The 26,137-nt window shown below is 69.8% G+C and carries 21 protein-coding genes; 4 read left to right on the forward strand and 17 right to left on the reverse strand.

Annotation, left to right across the window (positions count from 1 at the left end; genetic code table 11):
- Window positions 1–159: 159 nt before the first annotated feature.
- The 10 genes from AAY78_RS02945 to AAY78_RS02990 form a co-directional block, all read right to left on the reverse strand.
- Window positions 160–1,185, reverse strand: a complete 1,026-nt coding sequence (locus AAY78_RS02945; RefSeq protein ID WP_046746877.1) for an iron-siderophore ABC transporter substrate-binding protein — start codon at window positions 1,183–1,185, stop codon at window positions 160–162.
- A gap of 242 nt (window positions 1,186–1,427) precedes the next feature.
- Window positions 1,428–1,631: a cold-shock protein gene (locus tag AAY78_RS02950; RefSeq protein WP_017831237.1), complete on the reverse strand. Its 204-nt coding sequence runs from the start codon at window positions 1,629–1,631 to the stop codon at window positions 1,428–1,430.
- Window positions 1,632–1,705: 74 nt separating this feature from the next.
- A complete protein-coding gene (locus AAY78_RS02955; RefSeq protein WP_046746878.1) occupies window positions 1,706–4,588 on the reverse strand; it encodes a helix-turn-helix transcriptional regulator in 2,883 nt (960 codons plus the stop codon).
- Window positions 4,589–4,656: 68 nt separating this feature from the next.
- Complete coding sequence (locus tag AAY78_RS02960) at window positions 4,657–4,905, reverse strand: hypothetical protein (protein WP_046746879.1); 249 nt, start codon at window positions 4,903–4,905, stop codon at window positions 4,657–4,659.
- A 73-nt stretch (window positions 4,906–4,978) separates the two neighbouring features.
- A complete protein-coding gene (locus AAY78_RS02965) occupies window positions 4,979–6,046 on the reverse strand; it encodes a DUF998 domain-containing protein (RefSeq protein WP_082108552.1) in 1,068 nt (355 codons plus the stop codon).
- A 66-nt stretch (window positions 6,047–6,112) separates the two neighbouring features.
- Window positions 6,113–7,663: a hydantoinase/oxoprolinase N-terminal domain-containing protein gene (locus AAY78_RS02970; protein ID WP_046746880.1), complete on the reverse strand. Its 1,551-nt coding sequence runs from the start codon at window positions 7,661–7,663 to the stop codon at window positions 6,113–6,115.
- Window positions 7,663–8,811: a DUF917 domain-containing protein gene (locus AAY78_RS02975; RefSeq protein ID WP_046746881.1), complete on the reverse strand. Its 1,149-nt coding sequence runs from the start codon at window positions 8,809–8,811 to the stop codon at window positions 7,663–7,665. Before AAY78_RS02975 ends, AAY78_RS02970 begins: the two co-directional genes overlap by 1 nt.
- Entirely contained in the window at window positions 8,808–10,124 is a 1,317-nt protein-coding gene (locus AAY78_RS02980) for a cytosine permease (RefSeq protein ID WP_231589645.1), read from the reverse strand. Before AAY78_RS02980 ends, AAY78_RS02975 begins: the two co-directional genes overlap by 4 nt.
- Before the next feature lie 183 nt (window positions 10,125–10,307).
- On the reverse strand, window positions 10,308–10,886 hold the full coding sequence (locus AAY78_RS19150) for a TetR/AcrR family transcriptional regulator (protein WP_052748621.1): 579 nt from the start codon (window positions 10,884–10,886) through the stop codon (window positions 10,308–10,310).
- Between the two features lie 136 nt (window positions 10,887–11,022).
- The gene (locus AAY78_RS02990; protein WP_046746883.1) at window positions 11,023–11,478 is read right to left on the reverse strand and encodes an SRPBCC family protein; all 456 of its coding nucleotides are present in this window, start codon (window positions 11,476–11,478) and stop codon (window positions 11,023–11,025) included.
- Between the two features lie 184 nt (window positions 11,479–11,662).
- Here AAY78_RS02990 and AAY78_RS02995 point away from each other — a divergent pair, with 184 nt between their 5' ends.
- The 3 genes from AAY78_RS02995 to deoD all read left to right on the forward strand — a co-directional run bounded on the left by AAY78_RS02995 (window position 11,663) and on the right by deoD (window position 14,255).
- A complete protein-coding gene (locus tag AAY78_RS02995; RefSeq protein ID WP_046746884.1) occupies window positions 11,663–12,700 on the forward strand; it encodes an FUSC family protein in 1,038 nt (345 codons plus the stop codon).
- 84 nt (window positions 12,701–12,784) lie between these two features.
- Entirely contained in the window at window positions 12,785–13,444 is a 660-nt protein-coding gene (locus tag AAY78_RS03000) for a DNA alkylation repair protein (protein ID WP_046746885.1), read from the forward strand.
- Between the two features lie 100 nt (window positions 13,445–13,544).
- Window positions 13,545–14,255 carry a purine-nucleoside phosphorylase gene (gene deoD / locus AAY78_RS03005; protein WP_046746886.1) on the forward strand — a complete coding sequence of 237 codons (711 nt, stop codon included), beginning with the start codon at window positions 13,545–13,547 and terminating at the stop codon, window positions 14,253–14,255.
- Between the two features lie 52 nt (window positions 14,256–14,307).
- Here deoD and putP read toward each other — a convergent pair whose 3' ends face one another.
- The gene (gene putP, locus AAY78_RS03010) at window positions 14,308–15,819 is read right to left on the reverse strand and encodes a sodium/proline symporter PutP (protein ID WP_046746887.1); all 1,512 of its coding nucleotides are present in this window, start codon (window positions 15,817–15,819) and stop codon (window positions 14,308–14,310) included.
- A gap of 169 nt (window positions 15,820–15,988) precedes the next feature.
- Between putP and AAY78_RS03015 the strand changes: the two genes are divergently transcribed.
- On the forward strand, window positions 15,989–18,523 hold the full coding sequence (locus AAY78_RS03015; RefSeq protein ID WP_046746888.1) for a DEAD/DEAH box helicase: 2,535 nt from the start codon (window positions 15,989–15,991) through the stop codon (window positions 18,521–18,523).
- On the opposite strand, the gene AAY78_RS03020 is transcribed toward AAY78_RS03015, so the two are convergent.
- Genes AAY78_RS03020 through AAY78_RS03045 form a run of 6 tightly spaced genes read right to left on the reverse strand, consistent with a single transcriptional unit; the run spans window position 18,501 to window position 26,070 of the window.
- Window positions 18,501–20,195 (reverse strand): ATP-binding cassette domain-containing protein, encoded by a 1,695-nt coding sequence (locus AAY78_RS03020; protein ID WP_046746889.1) that lies wholly within the window; start codon window positions 20,193–20,195, stop codon window positions 18,501–18,503. The two genes, AAY78_RS03015 and AAY78_RS03020, sit on opposite strands and share 23 nt — an antisense overlap.
- Window positions 20,192–21,835 (reverse strand): ATP-binding cassette domain-containing protein, encoded by a 1,644-nt coding sequence (locus tag AAY78_RS03025; protein ID WP_046746890.1) that lies wholly within the window; start codon window positions 21,833–21,835, stop codon window positions 20,192–20,194. Before AAY78_RS03025 ends, AAY78_RS03020 begins: the two co-directional genes overlap by 4 nt.
- Window positions 21,832–22,836: a hypothetical protein gene (locus tag AAY78_RS03030; protein ID WP_156172604.1), complete on the reverse strand. Its 1,005-nt coding sequence runs from the start codon at window positions 22,834–22,836 to the stop codon at window positions 21,832–21,834. Before AAY78_RS03030 ends, AAY78_RS03025 begins: the two co-directional genes overlap by 4 nt.
- Before the next feature lie 38 nt (window positions 22,837–22,874).
- The gene (locus AAY78_RS03035) at window positions 22,875–24,278 is read right to left on the reverse strand and encodes a YcaO-like family protein (protein WP_046746892.1); all 1,404 of its coding nucleotides are present in this window, start codon (window positions 24,276–24,278) and stop codon (window positions 22,875–22,877) included.
- Window positions 24,275–25,264 (reverse strand): CocE/NonD family hydrolase, encoded by a 990-nt coding sequence (locus tag AAY78_RS03040; RefSeq protein WP_046746893.1) that lies wholly within the window; start codon window positions 25,262–25,264, stop codon window positions 24,275–24,277. The genes AAY78_RS03035 and AAY78_RS03040 overlap by 4 nt, the downstream gene beginning before the upstream one ends.
- Window positions 25,261–26,070 (reverse strand): hypothetical protein, encoded by an 810-nt coding sequence (locus tag AAY78_RS03045; protein ID WP_046746894.1) that lies wholly within the window; start codon window positions 26,068–26,070, stop codon window positions 25,261–25,263. The genes AAY78_RS03040 and AAY78_RS03045 overlap by 4 nt, the downstream gene beginning before the upstream one ends.
- Window positions 26,071–26,137: the final 67 nt, after the last annotated feature.

A 26,137-nucleotide genomic window follows, 5' to 3' on the forward strand; every position in this document is an offset into this window, starting at 1 on the left:
GATCGACAGGACGCGGAGGACGACGAGCACCACCAGCCCGACGAGGGGCCAGATGGTTCGCACCAGCACCGGTCGCCGCAGGTCGGCGGCGCCCGGTTCTGGTGCGATGACGGTTGCTGAGGTCACTGAGCATTCACTCCGCTGCTGCGGATGGAACGGCTACTTGGACAGCGGCGCGGCCAGGAGTGCGAGGTAGTCGCTGAGTCCCCACGGGATCGACAGCGGCGACGGGTTCGCGGAGGCCGCGATCGGGGTGGCGTCGGGAAGGACGGCGATGCGTCCCTCGGCGATGGCCGGGATCTTCGACAGCAGCGGGTCGGCCTGCAGGAGCGGGATGATCGACTCGTCGCCATAGGTGATGAACAGGTCGACGTCGTCGAACTTCTGCGCCTCTTCCGCGCTGACGGTCAGGTAGAACTGGTCGCTGTCCTTGTTCTCCTCGACGATCGAGGGGAACGGCAGGCCGAGGTCGTGGAGGTAGCCGGGACGCGTGTCGATCGCGGTGTAGTAGCCGATCTGGCTGAGATCGGTCGGATCGATGTAGGAGAACAGGACCTTCTTGTCCTTGAGCACGCTGTTCGCTTCGAGGGCCTTCTGCGCGTCGGCGTCGAGTTGCTCGATCAGGGCCTTGCCCTCCTTCTCGAGGCCGAGGGCCTTGGAGTCCATCTCGATCATGTCGTCGACCGAGGTGCCCCAGGCGACCTTCGGGTAGGCGATGACCGGGGCGATCTTGGAGAGGGTGTCGTACTCCTCCTGCGTCAGACCGGAGTAGGCGGCGAGGATCACGTCGGGCTCGGTGTCGGCGACGGCCTCGTAGTCGATGCCGTCCGTCTCGTCGAACAGCACCGGCGTCTCGGCACCCAGCTCGTCGAGCTTCTCCTCGACCCAGGGCAGCACACCGTTGTCGTCGTCGTCGCCCCAGGCGGCCTTGCTCATGCCGACCGGAACGATGCCCAGTGCCAGCGGCACCTCGTGGTTCGCCCAGGCCACGGTCGCGACGCGCTCGGGCTTCTCGGTGATCGTGGTCTCGCCGTAGACGTGCTCGACGGTGACGGGGAAGGCGTCGTCGGAGGCGGGGTTGCCGCCGGCGCTCGAGGTCGACTCCGGCGCGGAGGATGCGCAGGCGGAGAGGCCGATGGCGAGCGCGGCGGCCGCGCCGATGGCGAGGATTCGAGAGGTGCGCACAGGCGTTCCTTCGGTTCGGGGTGAGGGGGCGGCACGGGTGATGCGCCCAGCCTTTGGTAAGCCTGGCCTAATCTAACACGGAGGTTAGGTGATCCTCACCCTGAGATTCCCCGTTCGAATCGCGCGAATGGGAGTGAACTGCCGCCGGATGGGACCATTCGCGCGATTCGAACGGCGGCAGCGCACGAAAAAACCGGCCGGACCCGTGAGGGTCCGACCGGTTTCAGGAAGTCAGCGCGCGCTCAGAGAGCGCGGATGTTCGCCGCCTGCATGCCCTTGGGGCCACGCTCAGCGTCGAATTCGACCTTCTGGTTCTCGCGGAGCTCCTTGAAACCGGAGCCGGCGATAGCCGAGTAGTGGGCGAAAAGGTCGTCCGAGCCGTCATCGGGAGCGATGAAGCCGAAGCCCTTTTCCGCGTTGAACCATTTCACAGTGCCAGTGGCCATGTGTTTCTACTTTCTGTTGACTTAGCCGTTTTCACGGCCTACGCCGAACCGGAACATCCGAGACGCGCGCACTGTCACGCTACCACGGCAGGCTCCGCCGCAGTGCGGGGCTGGTCATTCTTCTTCAGGAGAGCTGCTTCGGTGCGTGTGCTCACGCCGAGCTTGCGCAGCACGGCGGACACATGCACGCTCACGGTCTTCACGCTGATGAACAGGCGCTCACCGATCTGGCGGTTGCTCAGGCCTTCGGCGATGAGCTCGAGCACCTGCCGCTCCCTCACGGTGAGCGGGTCGGTGCTCGACGCTGACACCGCGTCTCCCCTCAACCCCGCGTCTGTGGCGAACCGGGAGACGGCGGACTGGAGCTGAGCGTTGCCGAGAGACTCCGCGAGGGCTTCAGCCTCGGCGAGCACAGCGCCCGCAGCGACCCGGTCTCCATCGCGAACCAGCACGCGCGCCTGCTCCAGACGGAGGACGGCGCGGAAGATCACCGGCACGTCCTCCCCCTCCGCGCACCGCAGCGCCTCGGCGAGAGCGTCAGGGTGCGGGTCGAGGAGGGCGTCGAGGATCGTCTCCCATGCGTCGTGCTGCAGCTGCGCCGGTTGGCTGGACCACGCGGCACGGATCGCGGTGGACGCCCCCGAGACGTCGACTCCTGCCGCCCGCAGCTCGGCGATGATCGCGCCTCCCTCCAGCAGCAGACGACGCTGGTGCAGCAGCGCCGGCTCATCGTTCTCCAGCATCTCGAGGATGGTGTCGAGCGCCCCGCGAAGGTCTCCTCGACTCTCGGCGACGGCGACGATCATCATCACGCGGTCGTACCAGATCTGCCTTTCGGAGACGCCCGTCTCCTCGAACGCGGGAAGCCAGGCCTGCAGGAGCTCTGCGGCCTCCGCCGACCGCCCGCGCCACGCCAGCACCCGCACGCGCGTCATGCTCATGTACATGCGGAACACGCGCAGAGTCCCCTGCACGAAGTCCCGCGACAGCATCTCCTCGACCCGGTCGATCTCGCCGAGCTCGAGCAGGGGGACGACCATGTTCTGCGCCATGATCGACCCCGAGGTGCGTTCGACCCTGAGTTCGCGAGCGCGCCGCAGCCCCTCCTCTGCGACCTCGACGGCCTCTCGGTAGCGCCCCAACAGCGTGAGCAGGTCGGAGTAGTTCACCCGATAGCGCATCTCGGCGTTGGAACCCGTCGCGAGCTCACGCGCACGCTCGTACTCGCGCACGCCTTCGTCGATGCGGCCCAGGTGCGCCAGCGAACCTCCGCGCACGTTCGCGGCGATCGACAGCTGATCCGTGGATTCGGCTCCGGCCGCCCCGCGCTCGGCTTCGTCAGCGAGCCGGATCGCCTCCTCACGATCGCCCGCGATCATCCGGCGGCTCGCCAGCTGGTTGAGCAGCTCCGCCCGGAACACCTCATCGCCGATCCGCTCGTCGGCGATCGCGAGAGCCTGCTGCAGCAGCGGGATGGCTCCGAGGCGCCCGAGGTTGACGAGATACAGCGCCTTGTTGCGGAGGAGGCGAGCGTGCAGCCGCGGATCGACCGTCTCCGGGTCGACTTCGGCGAGCGCGACGTTGGCCACGGCGAGCGCCCGTTCACCATCACCCGCATTGCGCAGGATGGAGCCGAGCACCAGCAGCAGGTCGAGACGCTCGATGCGGGCCGCGTCTGCGGCGTCGGGCACGAGCGGCCAGAGCTCCAGGGCCAGCTCGCCGAAACGGGCGGCACTCGCGAACGCGTACTGTCCCTTCGCGTGACGCATCGCGTCGGCGGCGGCGACCAGGGCCTTCCGATCGTCCTGCGCCAGCTGCCAGTGGTACGCGAGCGCGGCGGCATCGCTGGAATCGGACCCGGCGCACTGCGCTTCGAGCGCCTCGGCGTATGCGCGGTGCAGTCGCGCCCGCTCGCCGGGGAGCAGGTCGTCGTGCACGGCTTCGCGCAGCAGAGCGTGCCGGAAACGGTAGTCGTCGTCGCCGACAACGAGGATGCCGCTGCGGGTCGCCTCGCGGATCGCTTCGTCGAGCCGCTGCTCCGGCAGTTCGACCAGGCTCGTGATGAGCGGATGCGAGAGCGGGCGTTCCGCACCGGAGACGACCTGCACGACGTGGCGCGCGTCGTCGCCGAGGCGATCGAAACGAGCCAGCAGCAGATCACGAAGGCCATCGGGGAGCGGGCCGTTCGAACATCCGGCGATCTCCTCGATGAAGAAGGGCACTCCCTCGGCCCGCTCCTGCATGCGGTCGAGCGCACTCGCGGTGAGCGCACGGCCGGTGATCTGCTCGGCCAGCTCCCGCACGGCGGTCTCGTCGAGGCGGCCCAGAGTGAGGCGCTCGAGCAGCCGGGCTCTGGTGGCCTCGCCGATGAAGCGGCTCACGGCATCGCCACGACGCACGTCGTCGGTGCGGCAGGTGAGAAGCAGCAGGATGCGGCCGCGGCTGAGGGCCCGCAGCAGGAAGGAGAGGATGGCGAGAGTGGACTCGTCCGCCCAGTGCAGGTCTTCGACCACGAGCACCTGAGGGGCACGTTCGGCAGCCGCCTCGATGAGTGAGGCGATGGCGTCGCGCAGACGCTCGGGGCTGGTGCGATCGCGGTCGGTCGGGGAATCGACGAGCTCGGGGAGCAGCATGCCGAGAGCCTCGACACCCACACCCACCGACTCTCGCACCCGGTCGACACCCATGCGCAGCACGATCGAGCGGAGGATTCCGGTGAGGGGGCCGTACGGCGTGCGCGAAGCGCCGAGGTCGAGGCACCACCCCACGTGCACGTCGGCGGTCGGTGCGATCTCGGTGGCGAACTCCCGCAGCAGCCGTGACTTGCCGATACCCGCCTCGCCCTCGACGAGCAAGGCTGCGGGGATGCCGTCGCGCACCCCCGCGAACGATCGACGCACCTCTGCCAGCTCGGCCTCACGGCCGACCATCGCAGCGCTCGACGCGAAAGGGGGCATGGACTCATCGTCCCACCCCCGACCGACATTCGGGTCCGTCGGATGCGCGCTGTGCGCGATGGTTCTGCTCACTGCGCGTGCGCCGCCGCTGCCGTGTCGCACGCGGCCGTGACCCGCGCCCTCCCCGGCGCCGTCGCTGCCGAGTCGCCCGCCGAGCGACCGAACGCGTGGCGGAGCATCCGCCGGATCGCTCCTTCCGGCCGCGGCACGATCTGGTCGGCGTGCTCGATCAGGGAGAGGCGCCTCGCAGCGGCGCGCTCCATCTGCTCCTGGTCATGCCTGGTGAGCTGCTGGTGGAGATAGGGGTGCTCGAACATGGGGTTCTCCTCGACGGTTCGCTGTATCCCTACACTCCGCTCTGAGGTACCCCCGGTACATCGGACAGATGCCCTATCTTTCGCCCGGCCCCGCGCCGGCCCGCATCAGCCGCAGACGCCCGGATGGTCGAGACCCGGCCGGCACCAGGATCGCGAGCACACGCACGAGTGTCGCCATCCACAGCAACCCGAGTCCGACGACGATCGCCTCGACCGCAGTGGTGGAGTACACGCCGAAGGGCACCCACAGGACCAGCGCGATCACGACCAGCAGACCCACACCGATCGAGGTGATCGACAGCGCTCGAGGATGTCCAGGGACCCTCGCGACCGTGGTGGCAGCGGCCGCGGCGAACAGCACGAGCGCGCCGAGAGCCGCGATGTCGTGCGGAACCGGCACGCGGTGCAGCGGCAGCAGCCCTACGGCGGCGAGCGCGATCCCGGACGCCGCCCACAGCGCCACGACGAGGGCGATGCGGGAGAGCACGGCGTCGCCGAGCATCCGGTGCAGGTCGCGGCCGATGTACGAGCCGACGGTCGCGACGAGCAGACCGGCGACCACGAGGGTGCCGTTGAACGCCCATCCGACGCCGAGCTGGGAGAAGTTCTGCTCCCACCAACGCGGATCGGCGGCGGTGACCATCGCGAAAAGCGTGCCGATCACGAGGAAGCCGAACAGGAGCGCAGCGAGGTCGGACGTGCGCAGGTCGATGCCGGCCCCGAACGCGAAGCGCCCGCCGACCGCCGCGGCCACGCCGGTCAGGACCCCGCCACCGACCGCCGCGAGCTGCAAGCCCTGGAGGCCGGCCGCCAGCACCTCTGCGGCGAGCAGCACCCCCATCACGGTGACGGCCCCGAACGCGATGGTCAGGGCTCCGGTCGAGACATCGGACACCACCGCCTGCCACCGCGGCATCGAGGCGGTCTCGCCGCGGCGGTGCACCAGGGTGCTCGTGAGGAACGCCCCCGCCGCGATGACCCCGGCGACCACCGCCGCCGGCATCGCGAGCGCACCTTCCCCCGTGAGCGGGCGCGCGTCACCGCCCAGCACGAGCATGCCCGCGACGGCACCGACCACGAAGCAGAGCGCGGTCGCCCAGATCGCCCTCGTCTCGCCGCGCAGCTTCGCGTCGTGCTCCATGCGCCCATGCAAGCACGCGCCTCGGACGGGCGGAACCCCACCCGTCCGAGGCGTGCGGCGGGGACGTCAGGCGGCCAGGCGCCCCACCGCTCGAGCGCGGATCAGCACGGCCGTACCGTCGGAGTACGCGACGGGCAGCTCCTCCACCGCGACGACCTCGATCGTCGCCGGGTCGGCACCGGCGAGTCGGGCACGCTCTGTCGCCTCCGCCGCAGCATCCGCCCGAGAGGCCCGCTGGTCGGCGGAGTCCACGCGGTAGATCTTCTCGATCTGTCCGGCGACCTCGCCGAGGGCGGCGCCGACCGCGTTGGCAGCCCCGAAGTGGTCGGGACGGATCAGCTCGGCGACGCCATCGAGCACGGTCGGGGCGATGATTCCCCCACCGCCGACCAGGATCACCGGGACGGGGGCGGCATTCGGCTTCATCTGGTCGATCGAGTCCTCCAGGATCGCCCGCATCGCGCTCCAGGCCGCCGCTCCTACCGTTGCGGGGACGACGGGCGCGTCGATGCCGTCGATCGCAGCCCCGCCGACCGCCAGGGCGACGTCAGTCGCCGTGAGCGTGGAGCCACCGAAGGCGAGTCCCTCCTGCGGGAGCCGATAGCCGACGCTGTCCGGACCGACCGTGGCACCCGCCGGGGTCTCACGGATGATCGTGCCGCCGCCGAGGCCGACCGAGAGCACATCCGGCATGCGGAAGTTCGTGCGGATGCCGCCGATCTCGACCGCGTGCGCCGACTGGCGGGGGAACCCGTCGACGAGAACGCCGATGTCGGTCGTCGTACCGCCGATGTCCACCACGAGGGCGTCGGTGGCGCCCGAGAGGTGCTCGGCTCCGCGGATGGAGTTCGTGGGCCCGCAGCCGATGGTGAGCACGGGGAACTCGAGCGCGTACTCGAGCTGCATGAGAGTGCCGTCGTTCTGGCCGAAGTACGGCGTGGCAGGGATGCCCCGGTCCCGCAGAGCCGCGACGAAGCCCGCGGCCATCTGCCGGAGCGTCTGCATCAGCGCGGCATTCAGCACGGTCGCGTTCTCGCGCTCGAGCAACCCGAGCGAGCCGATCCGTGCCGACCGCGAGACCGGGACGCCGAGCTCCTCGACCACGACCGTGGCGACGCGTTCCTCTTGGCTCTCATCGATGGGGGAGAACACGCCGACGACGGCGACCGCGTCGACCTCGCCGCGCATCTTCCGACAGGCTGCGCGCACCGCCTCCTCGTCGACAGGGGAGAGCACGCGGCCGTCGACCTCGAATCCGCCGGCCAGCAGGTGGACGTGCTCGCCGATCGCCGCCCGCAGATCGTCCGGCCACCCCTCCAGGGGAGGGACAGCCGTGGTGGCCGGTGCCCCGAGGCGGAGGATGCCGACGCGGCCGAGACCGCGCCGTTCGACGATCGCGTTGGTGCAGTGCGTCGTCCCGAGCATCGCATGGCCGATGAGCGCGGCGTCGACACCCGAGGCCGCCAGCACGGCGTCGATCGCAGCAGCCACGCCATCGCCCGTATCGGCCGTGGTCGGACGCTTGACCGAGGCCACCACCTCTAGACGCTCGTCGAGGATCACGGCGTCGGTGTTCGTGCCACCGACGTCGATGCCGATGCGATACCTGCCGGCCATCACGCGACCTCCCCGTCCGTCGTGCGCGCAGCGGACCGCTGTGCGATGTCCTCCACCGGAACCCACTGCACGTCGTAGCCGAAGTGAGCGGGTCCCGCTGTCTCCAGACCGATCGGCGTGCGCCACTTCTCGTGGCTGGGGATCGCGATGACCGCGACCCGAGCGCCGTAGCGCAGGGACTCGGTCGTGATCGGCATGCCCGTGGCCAGGTCGAGCACCGCGATCAGGTCGGGAGTGACGGCAGCCAGCACACCGTCCCTCCGTCCGAGCAGCATCTCGTTCTGGAAGTCGAGCCGGAACGCGCTCCCCCGGTCGTCGCCGACACCGACGAGCTCAGCCGCACCGCGGGTGAAGCCGCCGTCGACGGCGCGCTGCAGGTCGGCGACCTTCCCGTCGAACAGCCGCACGGCGTCGAGGTCGGCACACAGGGCGTCGATGCGCTCGTCGTCGCGCAGCTCCCTGCCGGCCGCATCCCGTCCGCGCAGGATACGACCGATGCGCTGGGCCAGCCCGAGCGTGCCAGGGATCGCGCACTCGCGCACCACGTCGCCGCCGTACGCGTAGTCGATCATGGTCGCCCCTCCGCCCATCTCGACGGTGACGGAGCGCGCGATGCGCTCCGACCATGCACCGTCGACAGGACGGCTGACCACTTCGTTGCCGTGATGGTCGACGAGCACCGTCGTTCCTGGTCCATAGCCGGCCAGGTGGAAGGTGACCATCTGCGCCTCGGGGAAGGCACGACCCATGGCGTCGCCGTCAACCACCGGCAGCCCGGCGAGGGCGGCCGCGGCGATCGGGATCATCGAGTTGCCTCCGCCGACCTCGATGGGCATCACGGCCGTGGGCGTGCGACCGACCGCGCGTTCGATGGCGTCCAGCGCCGCCCTGAGCTCGGACTCGGCCTGGATGCGCTCCACGCTCACCGATGGCGCGCCGATGCCTCCGATCGGGATGACGAAGTCGTCGTCGGTCAGCTCATCGACCGCGAGCAGTCGTACGGGTCCGTGCAGGCGGATCAACCGCTTGGCCATGAGCGATCCCACGTGCGGGTCTCCTCCACCACCGGTGCCGAGCACGGCGGCACCGAGCGCGATCTCGTCGATGTCGGCCTCGGTGATCATGGGCGTCGTGACGACAGCGCTCATGCGATCACCTCGTCCGTGGCCGGAGCCGGCGCATCGGGAGCGACGCGGCGGCGAAGCGGAAGCAGCACGAGGTACGCGACGAAGCCGACGAGCAGTCCGTCGAGGGCCGAGATCGACGTGAGGGTGAACCACCCGAAGCCGGGTCCGTCCGCCGGGTTCGTGGTCGCGACCGCCACGAAGATGCCGACCACCCAGGCGGCGATCGACCAGCCGTCGACCATCGGCACGGTGGCGCCATGGGCCCAGCGCACCGTCTTGCGGCCCGTGAAGAACGATGCCAGGTACACGCCGCCGTAGGGGGCGATGATGGTGCCGATGACGAGGATGAACTGCACGAAGTAGTCGGCGGCCCCGATCACACCGACGACGATGCCGATCACGCCGAGCACGACGGTCACGGTGCGTCGGCTCAGCCGCTCGCTGATCGACGCGAACGAGAGACCCGCCGAGTAGAGGTTGGTCGTGTTCGTTGTCCACTGCGCCAGGATCAGCACGATCACCGCGACGCCACCGAGGCCGAGCGCGAAGAAGATCGCCATCAGCTCGGTGCCGTCCATGATGCGGGCGAGCAGGATCGCGACGACCAGGATGATCGAGTTGCCGAAGAAGAAGCCGACGAAGCCGGCGATCATGGCCTGTCTCGGGGTCTTGGCCCAGCGCGCCATGTCGGGGGCGAGCACGACGCCCAGGATGAAGATGCCCATGACGAGCGAGACCGCACCGCCGAACGTGAACGTCGCCTCGACCGGAGCATCGAGCCCCGCCGCACCGTTCACGGTGAATGCGACGATGACGCCGACGATGAGGAGCAGGAGCAGCAGCGGCACGGCGAGGGTGCTGAGGCGGTTGATCGAGCGGTAGCCCCAGAACGCGGTGATGGCCATCAGCACGCCGCCGATCGCCGTGAACACCTGCACCGGCACATCGATGCCGGTGAACTCGGCGAACGCGATCTGCGCGTTGGCGCCGAAGAAGCCCGCCTGCACGGCGTACCAGCCGACGAGGCTGACGGCGATCGCCAGGGCGAGGATCGCTCCGCCCACCCGGCCGAACACGGCGCGCGAGATCATCGCGGTGGAGAGTCCTGTGGCTGCGCCGACGTACGCGCATGCCATCGCGAGCAGTCCGAGCAGGAGCGAACCGAGCATCGTCGCGCCGATCGCCGGCCAGAAGGCCATTCCGGATGCGAGCGAGACGCCGAGGAACGCCCCGGAGAGGTCGATGCCGATCGCGATCCACACGGTGGCGATCGACAGCCAGCTCTTGCGCTGGTCCTGAGGCACGACGCCGTGCTCGTAGTCGGTGGTGGTCATCATCATTCCTTGGGATGTGGCCCTGCGAGCGCGTCGGCGGGGATTCGGGTTCCCGGAGTGCGGACGCCTCGCAGGGCGGGTCGGGGGGTCGGCTCGCGGTGCGGCCGGGTGACGCGGTGCCGGAGGGAGCTCGTGGCTCCCTGCCGGCGATCGTCGAGGTTCACCGCATCTGTGCGGCAGGGTTCATCGGGAGAGGATCGTGGAGAGGTGTCGCCAGGCCTGGTCGAAGCGCTCGCGGTAGATCTCCGGCGTGTAATGGGTGAGTTGCAGGAACAGACCGTCCATGACGACGAACACCAGCGCGGTGAAGCCGTCGGCATCGCCGGGGACGAAGGCCCCAGCCGAGACGCCGTCGTCGTAGGTCTCGCGCACGGCTGCAGCCAGGGTCGACTCCGAGTCGAGGAAGATCTGACGCAGCTGCTCGCCACCGGGCCCGTACTCGGAGACCGCGGCCCTGAGGCTGAACTCCGCGAGGTCGGGACGGTCGCGGTAGTACGCCTCGATCCCGCCCAGCAGGTGCTGCAGACGAGCGAGCGGCTCGAGGGTGCTGCTGCTGCGCACCAGCTCGTCGAAGAAGGCGGTGTGCTCGACCGAGACCGCGGCGTACACCTCCGCGTACAGCGCCTCCTTGCTCGGGAAGTGCGCGTAGAGCGACGGGGTCTTGATCCCGACGGCCTCGGCGATCTCGCGCAGGCTCGTCTCCGCGTAGCCCTGGCGCGCGAAGATCGTGCGTGCTTCCGCGAGGATCGTTGCTCTGGTCATGTGAGTGCCTAACGACTATTAGTTAGGCAGAGCGTAACCCCGCACCTCCTGGTTCGCAAGACCGAGCCCGACATCCTCCGACATGGAGAAGGCCCGACGGCTGAGCCGTCGGGCCTTCTCTGCATCTGATCTCCGGTCAGGCTTCCACGTCGCCGCGCCATGAGCCGGTCTCGACTCCGCGGCCCTCGATGAACTCCTTGAAGTTCTCGAGGTCCTTCTTCACGGCGTGTCCCCCCACGCCGACCAGCGAGCCCAGCTTCTCGAGCAGTCCCTCAGGTTCCCAGTCGAGCTGCACCGTGACCCGCGTCGAGGTGTCGGTGAGCGTGTGGAACGTCACCACGCCCGCGTGCTCGGTCTCGCCTCCCGTGCTCTTCCACGCGACACGCTCGTCCGGGTGCTGCTCGGTGATCTCGGCGTCGAACTCGCGAGTCGCGCCACCGACCTTCACCTTCCAGTGGGTGTGCGTGTCGTCGATCTGGGTGATCGATTCGACCTCGTCGAGGAACTTCGGGAAGCTCTCGAACTGCGTCCACTGGTTGTAGGCCGTGCGGACGGGAACGTCGACGTCGATGGTCTCGATGATCTGCACCATGGGATGCTCCTCACTGTTCGTCGTTCGTGTGATCCCATTCAGCCGCAGATCGCGGGGATCGGCGACGGGGTTGACATCCGCCGCCGGTTCCCCGACATTCCGGTCGACGCGCGATGGGCGACCCTCAGCCGGCCCCGTAGCGGCGCTCCCCGACGCACCGACCGGCACGACTAGCGTTGAGGTCATGCGCATCCCCGCCGCGATCCGTGCCTCACAGCGCTCTCCGCTGCTGCAGGTCGTGAAGTCGGCAGCCGCGACCATCGCCGCCTGGCTCATCGCCGGATGGGTGTTCCCGGCGCAACTGCCCGTCTTCGCCGCGATCGCCGCCCTCCTGGTCGTGCAGCCCAGCGTGAACCAGTCGCTGTCGAAGGCGCTCGAGCGCAGCATCGGGGTGATCGCGGGTGTCGTGATCGCCGTGGCGCTGGGTCTGCTGCTGGGGTCGCCGAGCTGGATCGTGCTGCTCGCGATCGTCGTCGCCATGCTGGTGGCCTGGATCTTCCGCGCGTCTCCAGGCACAGGGAACCAGGTCGCGATCTCCGCGATGCTGGTGCTGGCTCTGGGGTCCTCCAGCCCGGAGTACGCATTCGCCCGCATCGTGGAGACGCTGATCGGCGTGGTGATCGGCATCGTCGTGAACGCACTCATCGTGCCGCCGGTGCTGGTCGCACCCGCCCGCCGGGATGTGGGCCTGCTGGGCCGCGAGCTCGCCGCGAGCCTCGACCGCCTGGCCGACGCGCTGCCCGAACCGCAGACGCCCGCGAGACTGCAGGAGCTGATGCTGGAGGTGCGACTGCTGCGTCCGATGAAAGAGGCGGCGGAAGCCGCGATCGCCGCGGGAGAGGAGTCGCTCACCCTGAACCCGCGGCGCTCGACCCACCGCGCCGACCTGCGCGAGCTGCGGGCGCTGCTCGACCGGCTCTCCCCCATCGTCACGCAGACCATCGGCATGACCCGCGCGTACTTCGACCACTACGACGACACGATCGGCGAGGAGCCGGCGGTCACGGCGATCGCCGAGCAGCTGCGGCGAGCCGGCCACGACGTGCGTCTCGCCGTGCAGATCGCGGAGGCGCTTCCGGAGCCGGACGACATGACGTCGGCGATCCCCGCCCTCACCGCTCCCCTGGTGATCCGTCCGCCGTCATCACAGCACTGGATCCTGATCGGGTCGCTCATGGAAGACCTCCGTCGCATCCGCGGCGAGCTGGTCGACGAGGACTGAGCGGTCTTCGAATCACGCAACGGGGTGGTATCCGGCGCCGGAATCGAACCATTCGCGTGATTCGAACCGGCCTACGCTGGGAAGATGAACACCGTCGAAGCGCTCGGGGAACTGGCCGCGCTGGATGACCCGAAGGTGCGCGCAGCCAACGAGAAGCGCGGGGACGACCACGGCATCAACCTCAGCCGACTGCGCGCCCTGGCGAAGCGCATCAAGACGGATCAGCACCTCGCCGAAGATCTGTGGGCCACGGGCGAGACGCCTGCGCGGCTGCTCGCCCTCCTGATCTGTCGCCCCAGGGATTTCGGCGCCGACCAGCTCGACGCCATGCTGCGCGAGACCCGCGCCCCCAAGGTCAACGACTGGTTCGTCAACTACGTCGCCAAGAAGACTCCCCTCGCCGAGGAGCTGCGAGTGCGCTGGTTCGACGACCCCGACCCGACAGTGGCCGCCGCCGCGTGGTCGCTCACGACCGTGCGCGTGACAAAGGACGCGGAGGGGTTGGACCTTTCACAGCTGCTCGATCTGATCGAGCGGGATCTGGCGACGGCGCCGTCACGCCTGCAATGGGCCATGAACGAGACCCTCGCTAACATCGGGATCTTCCACCCCGAGCATCGCGCCAGAGCGCGGGAGATCGGCGAGCGCCTGCAGGTGCTCGCCGACTACCCGACCGCGCCCGGCTGCACCTCACCGTTCGCCCCGCTCTGGATCGATGAGATCGTGCGCCGCCGCGAGGGCTGAGCGGGCACCGTGATCGTGCAGGCACGTTCGGCCGCGTACGAGCTCATCACCGCACTGGGGCTCGCGGGCACTCCCGGATGAGGCTGACTACGCTGAGGCCATGAGCACGCACATCGCCGCAGAGCCCGGTCAGATCGCCCCCATCGTCTTGTTCCCCGGCGACCCGCTGCGGGCGAAGTGGATCGCCGAGACGTTCCTCGACGATGCAGCGCTGTACTCCGAAACGCGCGGCATGCTCGGTTTCACCGGCACCTGGGAGGGGCACCGCGTCTCGGTGCAGGGCTCGGGCATGGGCCAGCCGTCGATGGCGATCTATGCGAACGAGCTGTTCGACTCCTACGACGTGCGGACGATCGTGCGAGTCGGTTCGTGCGGCGCCCTGACCGAGCGGGTGAAGATCCGCGACATCATCATCGCGAACGGCGCCAGCACCGACTCCGGCATCAACCGCGTGCGCTTCCACGGACTCGACTACGCACCCGTGGCCGACTTCTCGCTGCTGCGCGCTGCGGTCGAGGCGAGCGAGTCCGAGCCCCTGGAGTCGACCGTGCACGTGGGGCAGCTGTTCTCGAGCGACCAGTTCTACAGCACCCGCCCCGAACTCACGGAGCCCTTCGTGCAGCACGGCATCCTCGGCGTCGAGATGGAGGCCGCCGGGCTCTACACGCTCGCGGCGTACCACGGTCGGCGCGCCCTCGCCATCTGCACCGTCAGCGACCACATCATCACGGGCGAGGAGACCACCGCGCAGGAGCGAGAGCAGACCTTCGGCGACATGATCCGCATCGCCCTGCGCGCCGCGACCGCGTAGCGCAGCATCCGCCTGCCCGCGAGATCGGGCGCATGCGCCGACGCGCGCAGTCTTACGGGGTGTCGCCGACCGCGTGCGGACGCGGCAGCGCCACCATCGCGCCGGTGTCGGTGAACTCCTGCTGGATCTCCTCGTCGTGCCGGTATGTGAGCAGGCTCACGACGACCGCCGCGAGCATCGCGAACACGAACGCGGGAAGAAGTTCGTAGAGCCCGGTGTCGAGCGCCTTCCAGATGAACACCGTCGCGGCTCCGACGAACATCCCCGCCAGTGCACCCCAGTTGGTGAGCTTGCGCCAGTAGAGGCTGAGCAGGATGACCGGCCCGAACGCGGCACCGAATCCTGCCCAGGCGAAGGAGACGAGGCCGAGGATCGTGTCGTTCGGGGTGATCGCCAGCACCGCCGCGACGATCGCGACGCCGAGCACCCCGAGCCGCCCCATCAGCATGAGCGTCTTCTGCGAAGGCGGCGTGCGCCGGAACACGCCGTACAGATCCTCGACCAGCGCCGAGGAGCACACGATCAGCTGGCTGGAGATCGTGCTCATGATCGCGGCGAGTACCGCGGCGAGCACGAGGCCAGCGACGAACGGATGCAGCAGCGTCTGCGACATCAGCAGCACCACGGTCTCGGGGTTGGCGAGGTCGACGCCCGTCTTGGCGATGTAGGCGATGCCGACCAGGCCCGACAGCACCGCGCCGCCGAGGGAGACGATCATCCAGGAGATGCCGATGCGTCGAGCGCTCTTCGCCTCCTGGGGTGAGCGCAGCGCCATGAACCGTACGATGATGTGCGGCTGTCCGAAGTAGCCGAGTCCCCAGGCGAGCGACGAGACGATGGCGAGGATGGTGCCGCCGGTGAGCGCCGTTCCCGAGAGCATCGAGAGGTGGTCGGGGGCGACCTCGTTGATCAGCTCGCCCGTCTCGGCCAGCCCACCGATCGCGACGATCGCCGCGACCGGGATCACCACGAGGGCGACCACCATCATGAGACCCTGCACCACGTCGGTCAGCGATGCGCCGAGGAACCCTCCGAAGAGCGTGTACGCGAGGGTGACTCCCGTGACCAGCAGCATGCCGGTCAGATAGTCGCCGTTGAACGAGCTCTCGAAGAAGACGCCGCCAGCGACCATGCCCGACGAGATGTAGAGGGTGAAGAACACGAGGATGACGACACCCGAGACCACGCGGAGCAGTCGCGTCGTGTCGCGCAGCCGATTCTCGAAGAAGCTCGGCACCGTGATGGAGTTGCGCGACACCTGCGTGTAGGCACGAAGCCGAGGAGCCACGAGCAGCCAGTTCAGGTAGGCGCCGATGGTGAGGCCGATCGCGATCCACGCCTCGATGAGACCGGAGACGTAGATCGCACCGGGTAGCCCCATCACGAGCCAGCCGGACATGTCGGAGGCACCGGCGCTGAGCGCGGCCACCCACGGCGGGAGATTGCGCCCGCCGAGCATGTAGTCCTCGTGATCGCCGGTTCGCCGGAAGGCGATCCAGCCGATGAGCAGCATCGCTGCGAAGTACAGCGCGAGTGCGGCGAAGGTGAAGATCTGGTCGGGCATCGTCGTCCCCCCTGGGCGGTGCAGCCTCCGGTTGTCGTCGTTCGATGATGTCAAGCGCGGCCTCGCGCATCCCGAGGCGCCTCGGCGCGGCGTGACTTCGGCGCGGTCGGCAAGATCTGACCTCGCGCCGCATCAGGCACTCATCGGCGGATGGGATGATCGAGGGACCATGACTTCCTCTCCGCGGCTCGACCCCGCCCTCGTTCCGGACGCCGCGGATCCGGACGCCGTCTACCTGGCGTTCGTCGAATGGGCGGAATCGACGGGCATCAGTCTGTATCCCGCGCAGGACGAGGCGGTCATCGAGATCGTGTCCGGCAACAACCTGATCCTGTCGACGCCGACCGGCACCGGGAAGTCACTGGTGGCGATCGGCGCGCACTTCAGCGCGCTCGTGGCCGGCCGTCGCAGCTACTACACGGCACCGATCAAGGCGCTCGTGAGCGAGAAGTTCTTCTCCCTGGTCGACGTGTTCGGCGCCGAGAACGTGGGCATGGTCACGGGCGACTCCTCGGTGAACGCGGACGCCCCGATCATCTGCTGCACCGCCGAGATCCTCGCGAATCTCTCCCTCCGCCAGGGCACGGATGCCGACGTCGGGCAGGTCGTGATGGACGAGTTCCACTTCTACGCCGACCCCGACCGCGGATGGGCGTGGCAGGTGCCGTTGCTCGAGCTGCCGCAGGCGCAGTTCATCCTGATGTCGGCGACCCTCGGCGATGTCACCGAGCTCGCGGCCGACCTCACCCGTCGCACCGGCCGTGAGACGGCCACCGTGACGGGAGTGGAGCGCCCCGTGCCGCTGCACTTCTTCTACGAGACGACTCCGATCCACGAGACGATCGACGATCTGCTGAACACCGGGCAGGCGCCGATCTACGTCGTGCACTTCTCGCAGGCCGCAGCGATGGAACGCGCCCAGGCACTGTCGAGCACCAAGGTGGCCACCCGCGAGCAGCGCGACGAGATCGCCGCCCTGATCGCCGAGTTCCGATTCACGACCGCGTTCGGGAAGACGCTCTCGCGGTTCCTGCGTGCGGGCATCGGCGTGCACCACGCTGGCATGCTGCCGAAGTACCGGCGCCTCGTCGAACAGCTGGCGCAGCGCGGTCTGCTGCGCGTGATCTGCGGCACCGACACTCTCGGCGTCGGGATCAATGTGCCGATCCGCACGGTGCTGCTCACCGCCCTCACGAAGTTCGACGGTACGCGGATGCGGCAGTTGAACGCCCGCGAGTTCCATCAGATCGCCGGCCGCGCTGGTCGTGCGGGGTACGACACCGCCGGCACGGTGGTGGCCCAGGCTCCCGAGCACGAGAGCGAGAACGTCGCGGCGGTGAAGAAGGCCGGCGACGACCCGAAGAAGAAGCGCAAGATCGTGCGCAAGAAGGCACCCGACGGGTTCGTGTCGTGGGGAGAGCCCTCGTTCCGCAAGCTCATCGACGCCGTGCCGGAGACCCTGACCTCCCACATGCAGATCACGAGCGCCATGATGCTCAACGTGATCGCCCGCGGCGGCGACGTGTTCGCCAATATGCGCGCGCTGGTATACGACAACCACGAACCGCGGAAGCGTCAGCGCGAGCTCGCACTCAGGGCCATCGGCATCTACCGCACCCTGCGCGAATCGGGCATCGTGGAGAAGACGCCGGATGGCGACATCCGCCTCACGGTCGACCTGCAGCCGAACTTCGCACTCAACCAGCCGCTGTCGCCGTTCGCCCTCGCGGCCTTCGAACTGCTCGACCCCGATCCCGCCGCCGGCACGGGTACGGGCTCCTACGCGCTCGACATGATCTCGATCGTGGAGTCGACGCTCGACGATCCCCGCGCCGTGCTGAGCCAGCAGGAGTTCCTGGCACGCGGCGAGGCGGTCGCGGCCATGAAGTCGGAGGGCATCGAGTACGACGAGCGCATGGAGCTGCTCGAACAGATCACGTACCCGAAGCCGCTCGATGAGCTGCTGACCGCGGCCTTCGAGACGTTCAGCGCCGCTCAGCCCTGGATCCGCGACTTCGAGCTGCACCCGAAGTCGGTCGTGCGCGACATGTACGAGCGGGCCATGTCGTTCGGGGAATATGTCGCCTACTACAAGATCGCGCGCTCCGAGGGCGTCGTGCTGCGCTACCTCTCCGACGCCTACCGTGCGGCCTCGCAGACCATCCCGGAGGAGCTCAAGGACGAAGACCTCCGCGACCTCATCGAGTGGCTCGGAGAACTCGTCCGTCAGGTCGACTCCAGCCTGCTCGACGAATGGGAGGAGCTGATCGCCGGGGTGGACAACGGACGTTTCGATCCGCATCGACCGGACGAGCCGATCGTCCCTCCCGCACCCAAGCGCCTGACGAGCAACATCCGCGCCTTCCGCATCCTGGTGCGCAACGAACTGTTCCGCCGGGTGCAGCTCGCCGCGAGGGAAGACGTGAACGCGCTGGCCGAGCTCGATCCGGGGTTCGGCGCCGACGCGTGGTCGGACGCGCTCGACGGATACTTCGCCGACCACGACGAGATCCTCACCGGAGCGGATGCACGCAGCTCGAAGCTGCTGATCCTCACCGAGGGGCCGGCGGTGTGGACCGCGCGGCAGATCTTCGACGACCCGGCCGGGGACCACGACTGGGGCATCTCCGCGACGATCGATCTCGCCGACTCCGACGAGGCGGGCGAGGCCGTCGTCACCGTCACCGGAGTCGATCGGCTGTAGGCGCAGGCCCGACCACTGCCCCCACCCGATCCACCGCGACGATCCTGGCGAACCTCGCCAGCGTCTCGCGTCGGTGGGAGGCGGCGATCACGGTCCCGTCGAACCGTGCGAGCACGTCGGAGATGATGCGCTCGGACTCGGCGTCCAGGCTCGCGGTGATCTCGTCGACGATGAGCACCCGCGGCGCACGACACAGTGCCCGTGCCAAGGCCAGCCGGGCGCGCTGACCTCCCGACAGCCGGGCACCGTGCTCACCGAGCTCATCATCGAGGGTGATCCAGTCATCGGCCCCCACCGCTGTGAGGGCTTCGAGCAGCTGCTCGTCGGTGCGGGGGTCCGCTCCGCGCATCAGGTTCTCTCGGACCGTGCCGTGGAAGAGACGGGCGTCCTGCTCCACCACTGCCACGACACGGCGCAGCTCGTCGTCGCGGATGCGGCCGAGCGGATAGGCGACGCCTCCCGCGTCGACGAGCGCGACGGTGCCGGCTGAGGGGTCCCACAGGCGGGCGGCGAGCGCGATGACCGTGCTCTTGCCTGCTCCGGACGGCCCGGCGAGACCGACGTGCTCTCCCGGATCGACGTCCATCGACCACCCTCCGAGCACGTCGGTCCTGTCGTCGTAGGAGAACGACACTTTCTCGAAGCGCACTCCGACGGGGCCATCGGCCAGTGCGATCGGGCGCTCGACCGGCGCCACGACCGGAGCACGGTGCAGACCCGCCCCCACACGGTCGGCGCTCGCGATCAGCGGGTGCAGCTCCGACACCGTGTGGGCGGCCTCTGCCACCGCCGCCACCCCGGCGACCGCGAGCGCGATCACCGCGGGAAGCAGCGCGGCCTGAGCGCCGCCCACCGTGCCGCCCGCCGTGCCGCCGAGGATGAGGGACGCCGCGATCACGCCGATCACCACGGCGGTGAGGATCAGCTCGCGCGTGCCGTCGACGAGATGGGCGATGGCCTCCCTCCGACGGCTGAGCGCCGCCGACCTCCGGGTACCGGCGACCGCCTCGCGCACGACGCGACCCTGCAGGCCGTAGGCGAGAACCTCCCGCACGGCGCCGAGAGCATCGACCAGCCGTTCCGACTGATCCTCCCGTTCCTGCTGCTCGCGCGCCCCCACCCGGCGCGCCGGACCTGCTCCCGCCCAGGCGGTGAGCGCAACGGCTGCCGCTCCGCCGAGCATCACGAGCGCCGCCACGGGCATCACGACGAACGCGCAGACCACGGCTCCCAGGAACAGGGTGAGCGCGGCTCCGATCTGCGCCACCGTGTGCGCGTAGAAGAACTCCAGCTTCTCGATGTCGGTCATCGCCACGGAGGCCGCGCGGCCCGAATGCTCCCGGCGCCGCCCCGGAACGCTCCGGGAGTAGGCATCGAAGAGAGCCATCCGCAGCCGCGCCAGCACCCGGTACGCGAGGGCGTGCGACACGTCCATCTCCCGCCAGGTGAGGAAGGTGCGCAGCAGCACGAGGGCGCCGAGCGCCACCCACCAGACAGCCGGAGGCCAGGTGCCGTGCACGACGGCGCCGCCGACGCCGAGTGCGGTGAGCACCCCGATGGCGGCGAGGGCGCACAGACTCGTGGTGGCGATCAGGTAGCTGCCGATGATGCGACGCCATTCCGGTCGCAGTGGCGGAAGGAGCCGGGCGAGGATGGCCCATGACGAGGTCACGGAGCCTCCTCCACGAGCACCCCGTCACGGAGCACCCGCACGTCGGCCACGCGGGCGAGCGCCTCGGGGCGGTGGCTGATCATGAGCACGATCCTCTCTTCGGCGACGCGTTCGAGCGTCTCGGCGACGGTCAGGGCGCTGCGGTCGTCGAGGGCGCTGGTCGGCTCGTCGACGAGCAGCACGGGACGACCGGCCAGCAGCGCTCTGGCGAGGGCGAGGCGTTGGCGCTGTCCTCCCGACAGACTCGTCCCGGCCTCCGCCACCATCGCCTCGAAGCCGCCGGGGATCGCCCTGATCTCGTCGAGCACACCCGCCGCGGCACAGGCGCGTTCGACGTCCTCCCGATCCGCACCGAACAGATCGATGTTCTCCCGGATGGTGCCTGCGAAGAGGACGGGCCGCTGCGAGACGACCGCCACATCGCTCGGCTGGAGCGGACGCCGGTCGAGCTCGACCGTTCCCGCTGCCGCGGGCAGGAATCCGAGGACGAGGTCGAAGAGCGTGGACTTGCCTGCGCCCGAAGGCCCGGCGATCGCGTGGACCTCTCCGCGTTCGGCGAGGAGATCGACACCGAGGAGGACGTCACGATCGGCACCGGGGTAGCGGTAGGAGAGCCCGGAGATGCGGAGTTCCTGGCCCCGAGGACGAGCGTGTGTGTCGGGCTCCACCCGCGTCGTTGCGAGAGGGGGCGTTCGACGGAACGCTCCGAGGGCCACGAGCCCTGGTACGGCGGTGAGACCGAGGAAACCCGCGTGCCAGTGTCGGGAGAGCTCGCGCACCGGACGGAACGCCTCGGAGGAGAGCAGCAGCAGCGCGTAGACCTCGACGGCCGGCGGCTCACCGGTCAGGACCGCGACGACCGCGAGCCCCGCGGCGACCACCACGCCGGCCTGCACGGCGAGGTCTGTGATGGCCGTCTCCGCGAGCGACGTGCGCATCACGCGTTCGGTGGCCAGGCGCAGCGCCTCCGATCTCGTGTGCAGGCGCGCCCGTGTGGCGGGGACATCTCCCAGTGCGCGCAACGTCGACATTCCGCGAAGGGACTCGAGAAGGTCGCCGCTGAGAGCCTCGTAGCTGTCCCAGTGCTCGAAGCCTCGACGGGCGAGCATGCGCTTCCACAGCAGCGGGCCGAGCACCGCGAGCAGGATCCCCGCCGCGACGCACAGCGCGATCAGCGGGGACAGCACCGCCACGAGGCACACGGCGATCAGGCTGCCGACGACGAGCTGCACCACGGCGGGGATGTACTTCGACACATAGGCGTCCGTGCCGTCGATCCCGTCGCCGAGCGCGAGCTGCGTCGAGCCGTCCCTGAGACCGGCATCATGCAGTCGCTCCGGCACGAGGACCGCGGAGACGGCCGCGCCGCGAAGGTCTTCCCTCACCCTCCCGCCGAGACGCGCGGCGGCATCTCCCTGCACGATGGTGAGCAGCATCCGCGTCACTCCGATCACGAGGATCGCCCCGATGCCGACGACCGCGCCCTGCCCCTCACCGCGCACGAGAGCAGCGAGCGACCACGCGAGAGCCAGCGCCTGCAGCAGGTGCGTCGCGTATACGAGGAGAAGGAGGAGGGTGCTCCAGGCCAGCAGCCAGGGGTGCCGTCGCGCTTCGCGCCACAGCTCGGGGACGATCATCATCGTGAGCCTCCGGGAGAGTCGAGGAAGGCGATCGCATGGAGGATCCACCGCCCTCCGGTCGAGGAGAAGCCGGACACCGGGCGAGCGCTACAGCCTCCGTCGAGGGCCGCGCGGTAGCAGAGACCGGCCGCGGTGAGGTGGGCGTTCCAGAGCGCGGTGCCGATGACCGGTGCCGGAGCCGTGGTCGGCACGGACCAGGAACGGACGGCGCTCGCACCCCGCACCCAGGCTTGTCCGGAGGCGCGCGCGACGCGATCGATCTCCCCGCGCGGGGACAGGCGATCTCGCGCGGAGGTCCGGACGAGGAACTCGGACGTGGACGGCGAGCGCCTGGAGCCGAGAGCACGACGTGCCGCGTCGATCGGCACCGGGGTGTGCGGGAGCTCGACCGCGGCGAGCGGGATCTCGGGGACGAGCCCCCGCCGCAGCCAGCTGTCGACGTCGGAAGCGCGGGGCACGCCGAGCAGTCCGCGCAGCCGGGACGACGGCCCGACCTGCCCGCGCCCCGCCCGCGCACCCAGCAGGAAGCGCACCGCGGCGACCGCGTAGGCGGTGTCGGCGATCCAGAGCGGCCAGGCCCGATGCCGGTAGCGGCCGAAGGATCGACCCGGCTGGACCGTGAACACCACCCGCGCGATGCCGTCCCCCGCGGTGGTCGACGGCCATCCGTCCACACGATCGGAACGCGGATCACGCCGCAGGAACAAGCCTCCGTCGTGGTCGACCGCCCAGCGCACACCGACCGCGTCGACGAGGTGCGTCTGCACCGGGTAGCACGCCCCGGCTGAGGGCACCGGGCGACGGCGGATGCTCGTGGCCGTGCCGTCCTCCACCCGATGGAACTCCCCGGGGTGCCACAGTCCGTCGACGAGCTCGCGCACACCGACAGGAGGTTCGTCCGCCACGGCTCCGGTCCGTCCCCAGGCGTTCACCCTCGGGCCGGGCGGCAACGGGCCGGACGGCACCCGCGTCGAGTGCACCTGGTCGAGCGGTGCGGACACGCCATGCTCTTCCCGCAAGCTCTGCGCCATGGTCGGCCTCACATGTGCGGGGCCGGGAGGAGCGTGAAGTCCTCCGGTCCGCCGCTCCAGGTCGTCCGCCAGCCGCGCTCCTGCGCCGCCTCTCGGAACCGGGGCATGCCGAGGTACGAGAACGCGGCCGGTGCGTTGGGGACCAGCCCCGTCACGATCGAGCGCACCACGCGCAGGTCGGTGCGCCGCACGTCGGAGGTCGTGAGGTCGCGCGTGAGCACGCGGTGGCCGCGATCAGCCAGGCGCGCATGGACCTCGTCCATCGTCACCGGTTCCACTGCGCTCAACGGGAGTACTCCCTGCACCGGATCCTGGAACCGGCGCGCCTCTCCGTGCACGGTCGGGTCCAGCCAGACCTGCACGTGTGCGCCGAGGTCGATCACCTTCTCGAACTCGACTCCGGCCGCGGTCGTGTAGTCGGCGTCCGCACGGAACTCGAGGGTGAGTCCCTTGGCCATCAACCCCTCGGCGACGGCGCGGAACACCCATCCGTCCGCCGTCGTGCAGCCCTGCGTGTAGATCCAGGTGTGCACGGCTTCCAGCACGGCCTTCCGTGCGGCACGTGCAGGATCGAGTGCGGCCGAGAACCCCGCGGCGTAGAGGCCGCGCTCCGGATCGTGCACGAGAGCACCGATCGCCGGGGCGAACTCCGACGGCATGGCGACCAGCCACACACGCAGGCTGCTCCCCTCCAGATCATCGAGGAGGCCCGGGACCGTCGCAGGGTCGATGCCGAACGTCGGCCCGTCGAGGTGCCACCACACCTCGAGCGCGTCCCGCTCGATCACCTCGATCACCCCGCGGTCGCGCGCATCGTCGAAACCCGCCCCCGTGGCGATGCCGGCGTAGTTGAGATGATGCGTGCGGGGCAGGGAGCGGAAGCGGGATTGCCGCCAGTTCAGGTGCACGAGGGAATCCGGCATCCACACCGAGCCCCCGTCGAGATCGTCGCAGCGCGCCCACAGCGTCGGCGTGGACGCCTCCAGCCGCTGATACGGGAAGCCCGGACGGGAGAGCTGCCAATCGGCGAAGCGCGGAAGATCCGCATCATCGATGACGGTCTCCCCGTCGGCGCGCAGTTCTTCCGCTGAGGCGACGCGGAGGTCGTGCGGCGGCAGCACGTCGGGCAACCAGTTGCCGCAGTACCGCTCCACGCCTTCACCGATGGCCGCGATGCGCGCCTGCGCGGGGTCTCCGAACGAGGTGCCGAGCGAGACCCGATCAGCGGGCCATTCGCCGAGCAGGCGGGCATCGGCCACTGATGCGGTGAGAGCCAGATACCGGTGCGGAGCGCCGATCGGATGCGGAACCTCGCGCACGGAGCGGATGATGCCGGCCTCCGCGTCGACGAGCGCCTCGGCAGGCAGGGTCGCTCGAGCGGTGCAGTGATTCGGGGTGTCGTGCGCGTTCATGCTGTCCTCTCGTAGCGCCAGCGACCGGTCTCGGGCTCGAAGGCCGATCTGGTGCGGCGGGTCGGATGCCGATCGACGCCTGCGGGCTCGGATGCCGACGCTGTTCCCGCCGACGGCAGACCGGTCTCGGTGAGCCAGGTGTCCAGCACCCCGCCGATGCCGCCCGCCCTGCGCAGTCGGGAGCGGACGTCGTCATCGTCGATGTCGGCGGCGAGCCGGTGGCCCCAGGGCCCGTCGACCAGGTGCAGCGGCCCACGCCAGGCATCGGCGAGCCGGCCCGCATCCGTGAAGAAGAAGTCGTGGTCGCCGCGGACGAGCAGCAGGGGTACGCGGAGGTCGCCGTATGCACGGTGCAGATCGACGGCGGGCGCTGACCACAGGCGACGCCAGCCGGAGAGCACCTCCCGCGACCACCCCCATTCCGCAGCGGCCCGGTGCACGCCGACCTCGGATGCCCGCGCCACCCTGGCCTCGAGCTCCTCATCGCTCAGCGGGGGAAGGGAACGCGCCCCGCGACCGTGCTGGTGCCACCACCCGATCCGGTCTCGCAGGTGTGGTCGCCCGTTCTCGTCCCACGCGGTCTCGGCGAGCCCGAGAGCCGGAACGAGGAGCACGAGTGCATCGACGTCGACCGACCTCGCCGCCTCGAGCGCGGTGTGGGCGGCATACGACCCGCCGGAGAGCAGGAGCGGCAGCCCGGGGCTCTCGGCCCTGACGGCATCGACCACCGCGCGGCCGTCTGCACGCTCGGAGAGGTAGGGGTGCCATTCGCCGTCGGACGAGTGTCGGCCGCGCACGTCGTGGATCACGCAGCGGTAGCCGCGCCTCACCCACGCCCGCGCGGTGTCGGCGTGGCGCCAGGCCCCGTAGGGAGTGCGGATGACCACCACGCCTCGCGTCTCTGCGGGCGACCAGGCCCATCCGCGCAGCCGGGCGCCGTCATCGGCGACGACGACATGAGGACGGGCATCGCGCGGCGGGGTCATCGGAGCAGCCTCGGCGGTGCCGCGGGGAAGGGGAGCACCGTGTGCTCGGTGACCGATCCGGTCGACGGCACCAGCTTCCACAGGGTCGTGCGCAGGTGGTCGAGGTCGGCGTCGGCTCGCGCCCAGGTGAGGATCACGTGCAGCAGCCGGGCGAGCACGAGCACCGCGGTCGCGTCGTCGACGGGCGTGGCCGGGGCAGGCCCGGACTGCTGCCATGCCTCGGTCGAAGCCGGCGCGCTGCTCGCGGCCAGCCGTCGCGCTGATACCTGGGCCGAGGTCGGGTCGTGCTCGTCGAGCGCGAGCGGATCGATCAGGATGCTCTCGCCCTCGCGGTGCACACGCAGCCAGGCGACACCCCGCAGGGGAAGCATGTCGAGGTCGGACCACCGACGGCGGTCGAGCCCGTCGTCGGCGTAGGCGACGACGAGGGAGGTGTCATCGGGCAGTGCGGACTCCGGATCGAGGACGGTGACCCGCGCACCCCAGGACTGGAGGACGCGTTCGAGCCCGTCGACCAGCGCGCCTGCTCCCAGCACGCAGACGTCGCGGCGCTCGTCCGGCCAGCGGCGGAGCGCGTCCACCGACTCGCGCTCCTGCACCTCGAGCATCAGGCGGTCGAGGAGCGCGGAGGCCGCACCGTCCGAACCACCGTCCGGAGTCTCGAGGGCGTCGAACAGCTCGGCGGGTGGTGCGTCGATCAGGGCGAACCGTCCGGTGCGCAGGCGGATCCGGGGGCGACCGTCTGCGCCGAGGACGAGATGGGCTCCCGAGTCGGGGAGCGGCAGGATGCGGGATTCGGAAGTCATGGAGTCTCTCGGTGAAGGGCCCGGCCGGGCGCGAACGCCCGGCCGGACTGGAGTGCGCTCGAAAGCG

Source organism: Microbacterium sp. Ag1, assembly GCF_001005635.1.
Classification (GTDB): domain Bacteria; phylum Actinomycetota; class Actinomycetes; order Actinomycetales; family Microbacteriaceae; genus Microbacterium; species Microbacterium oxydans.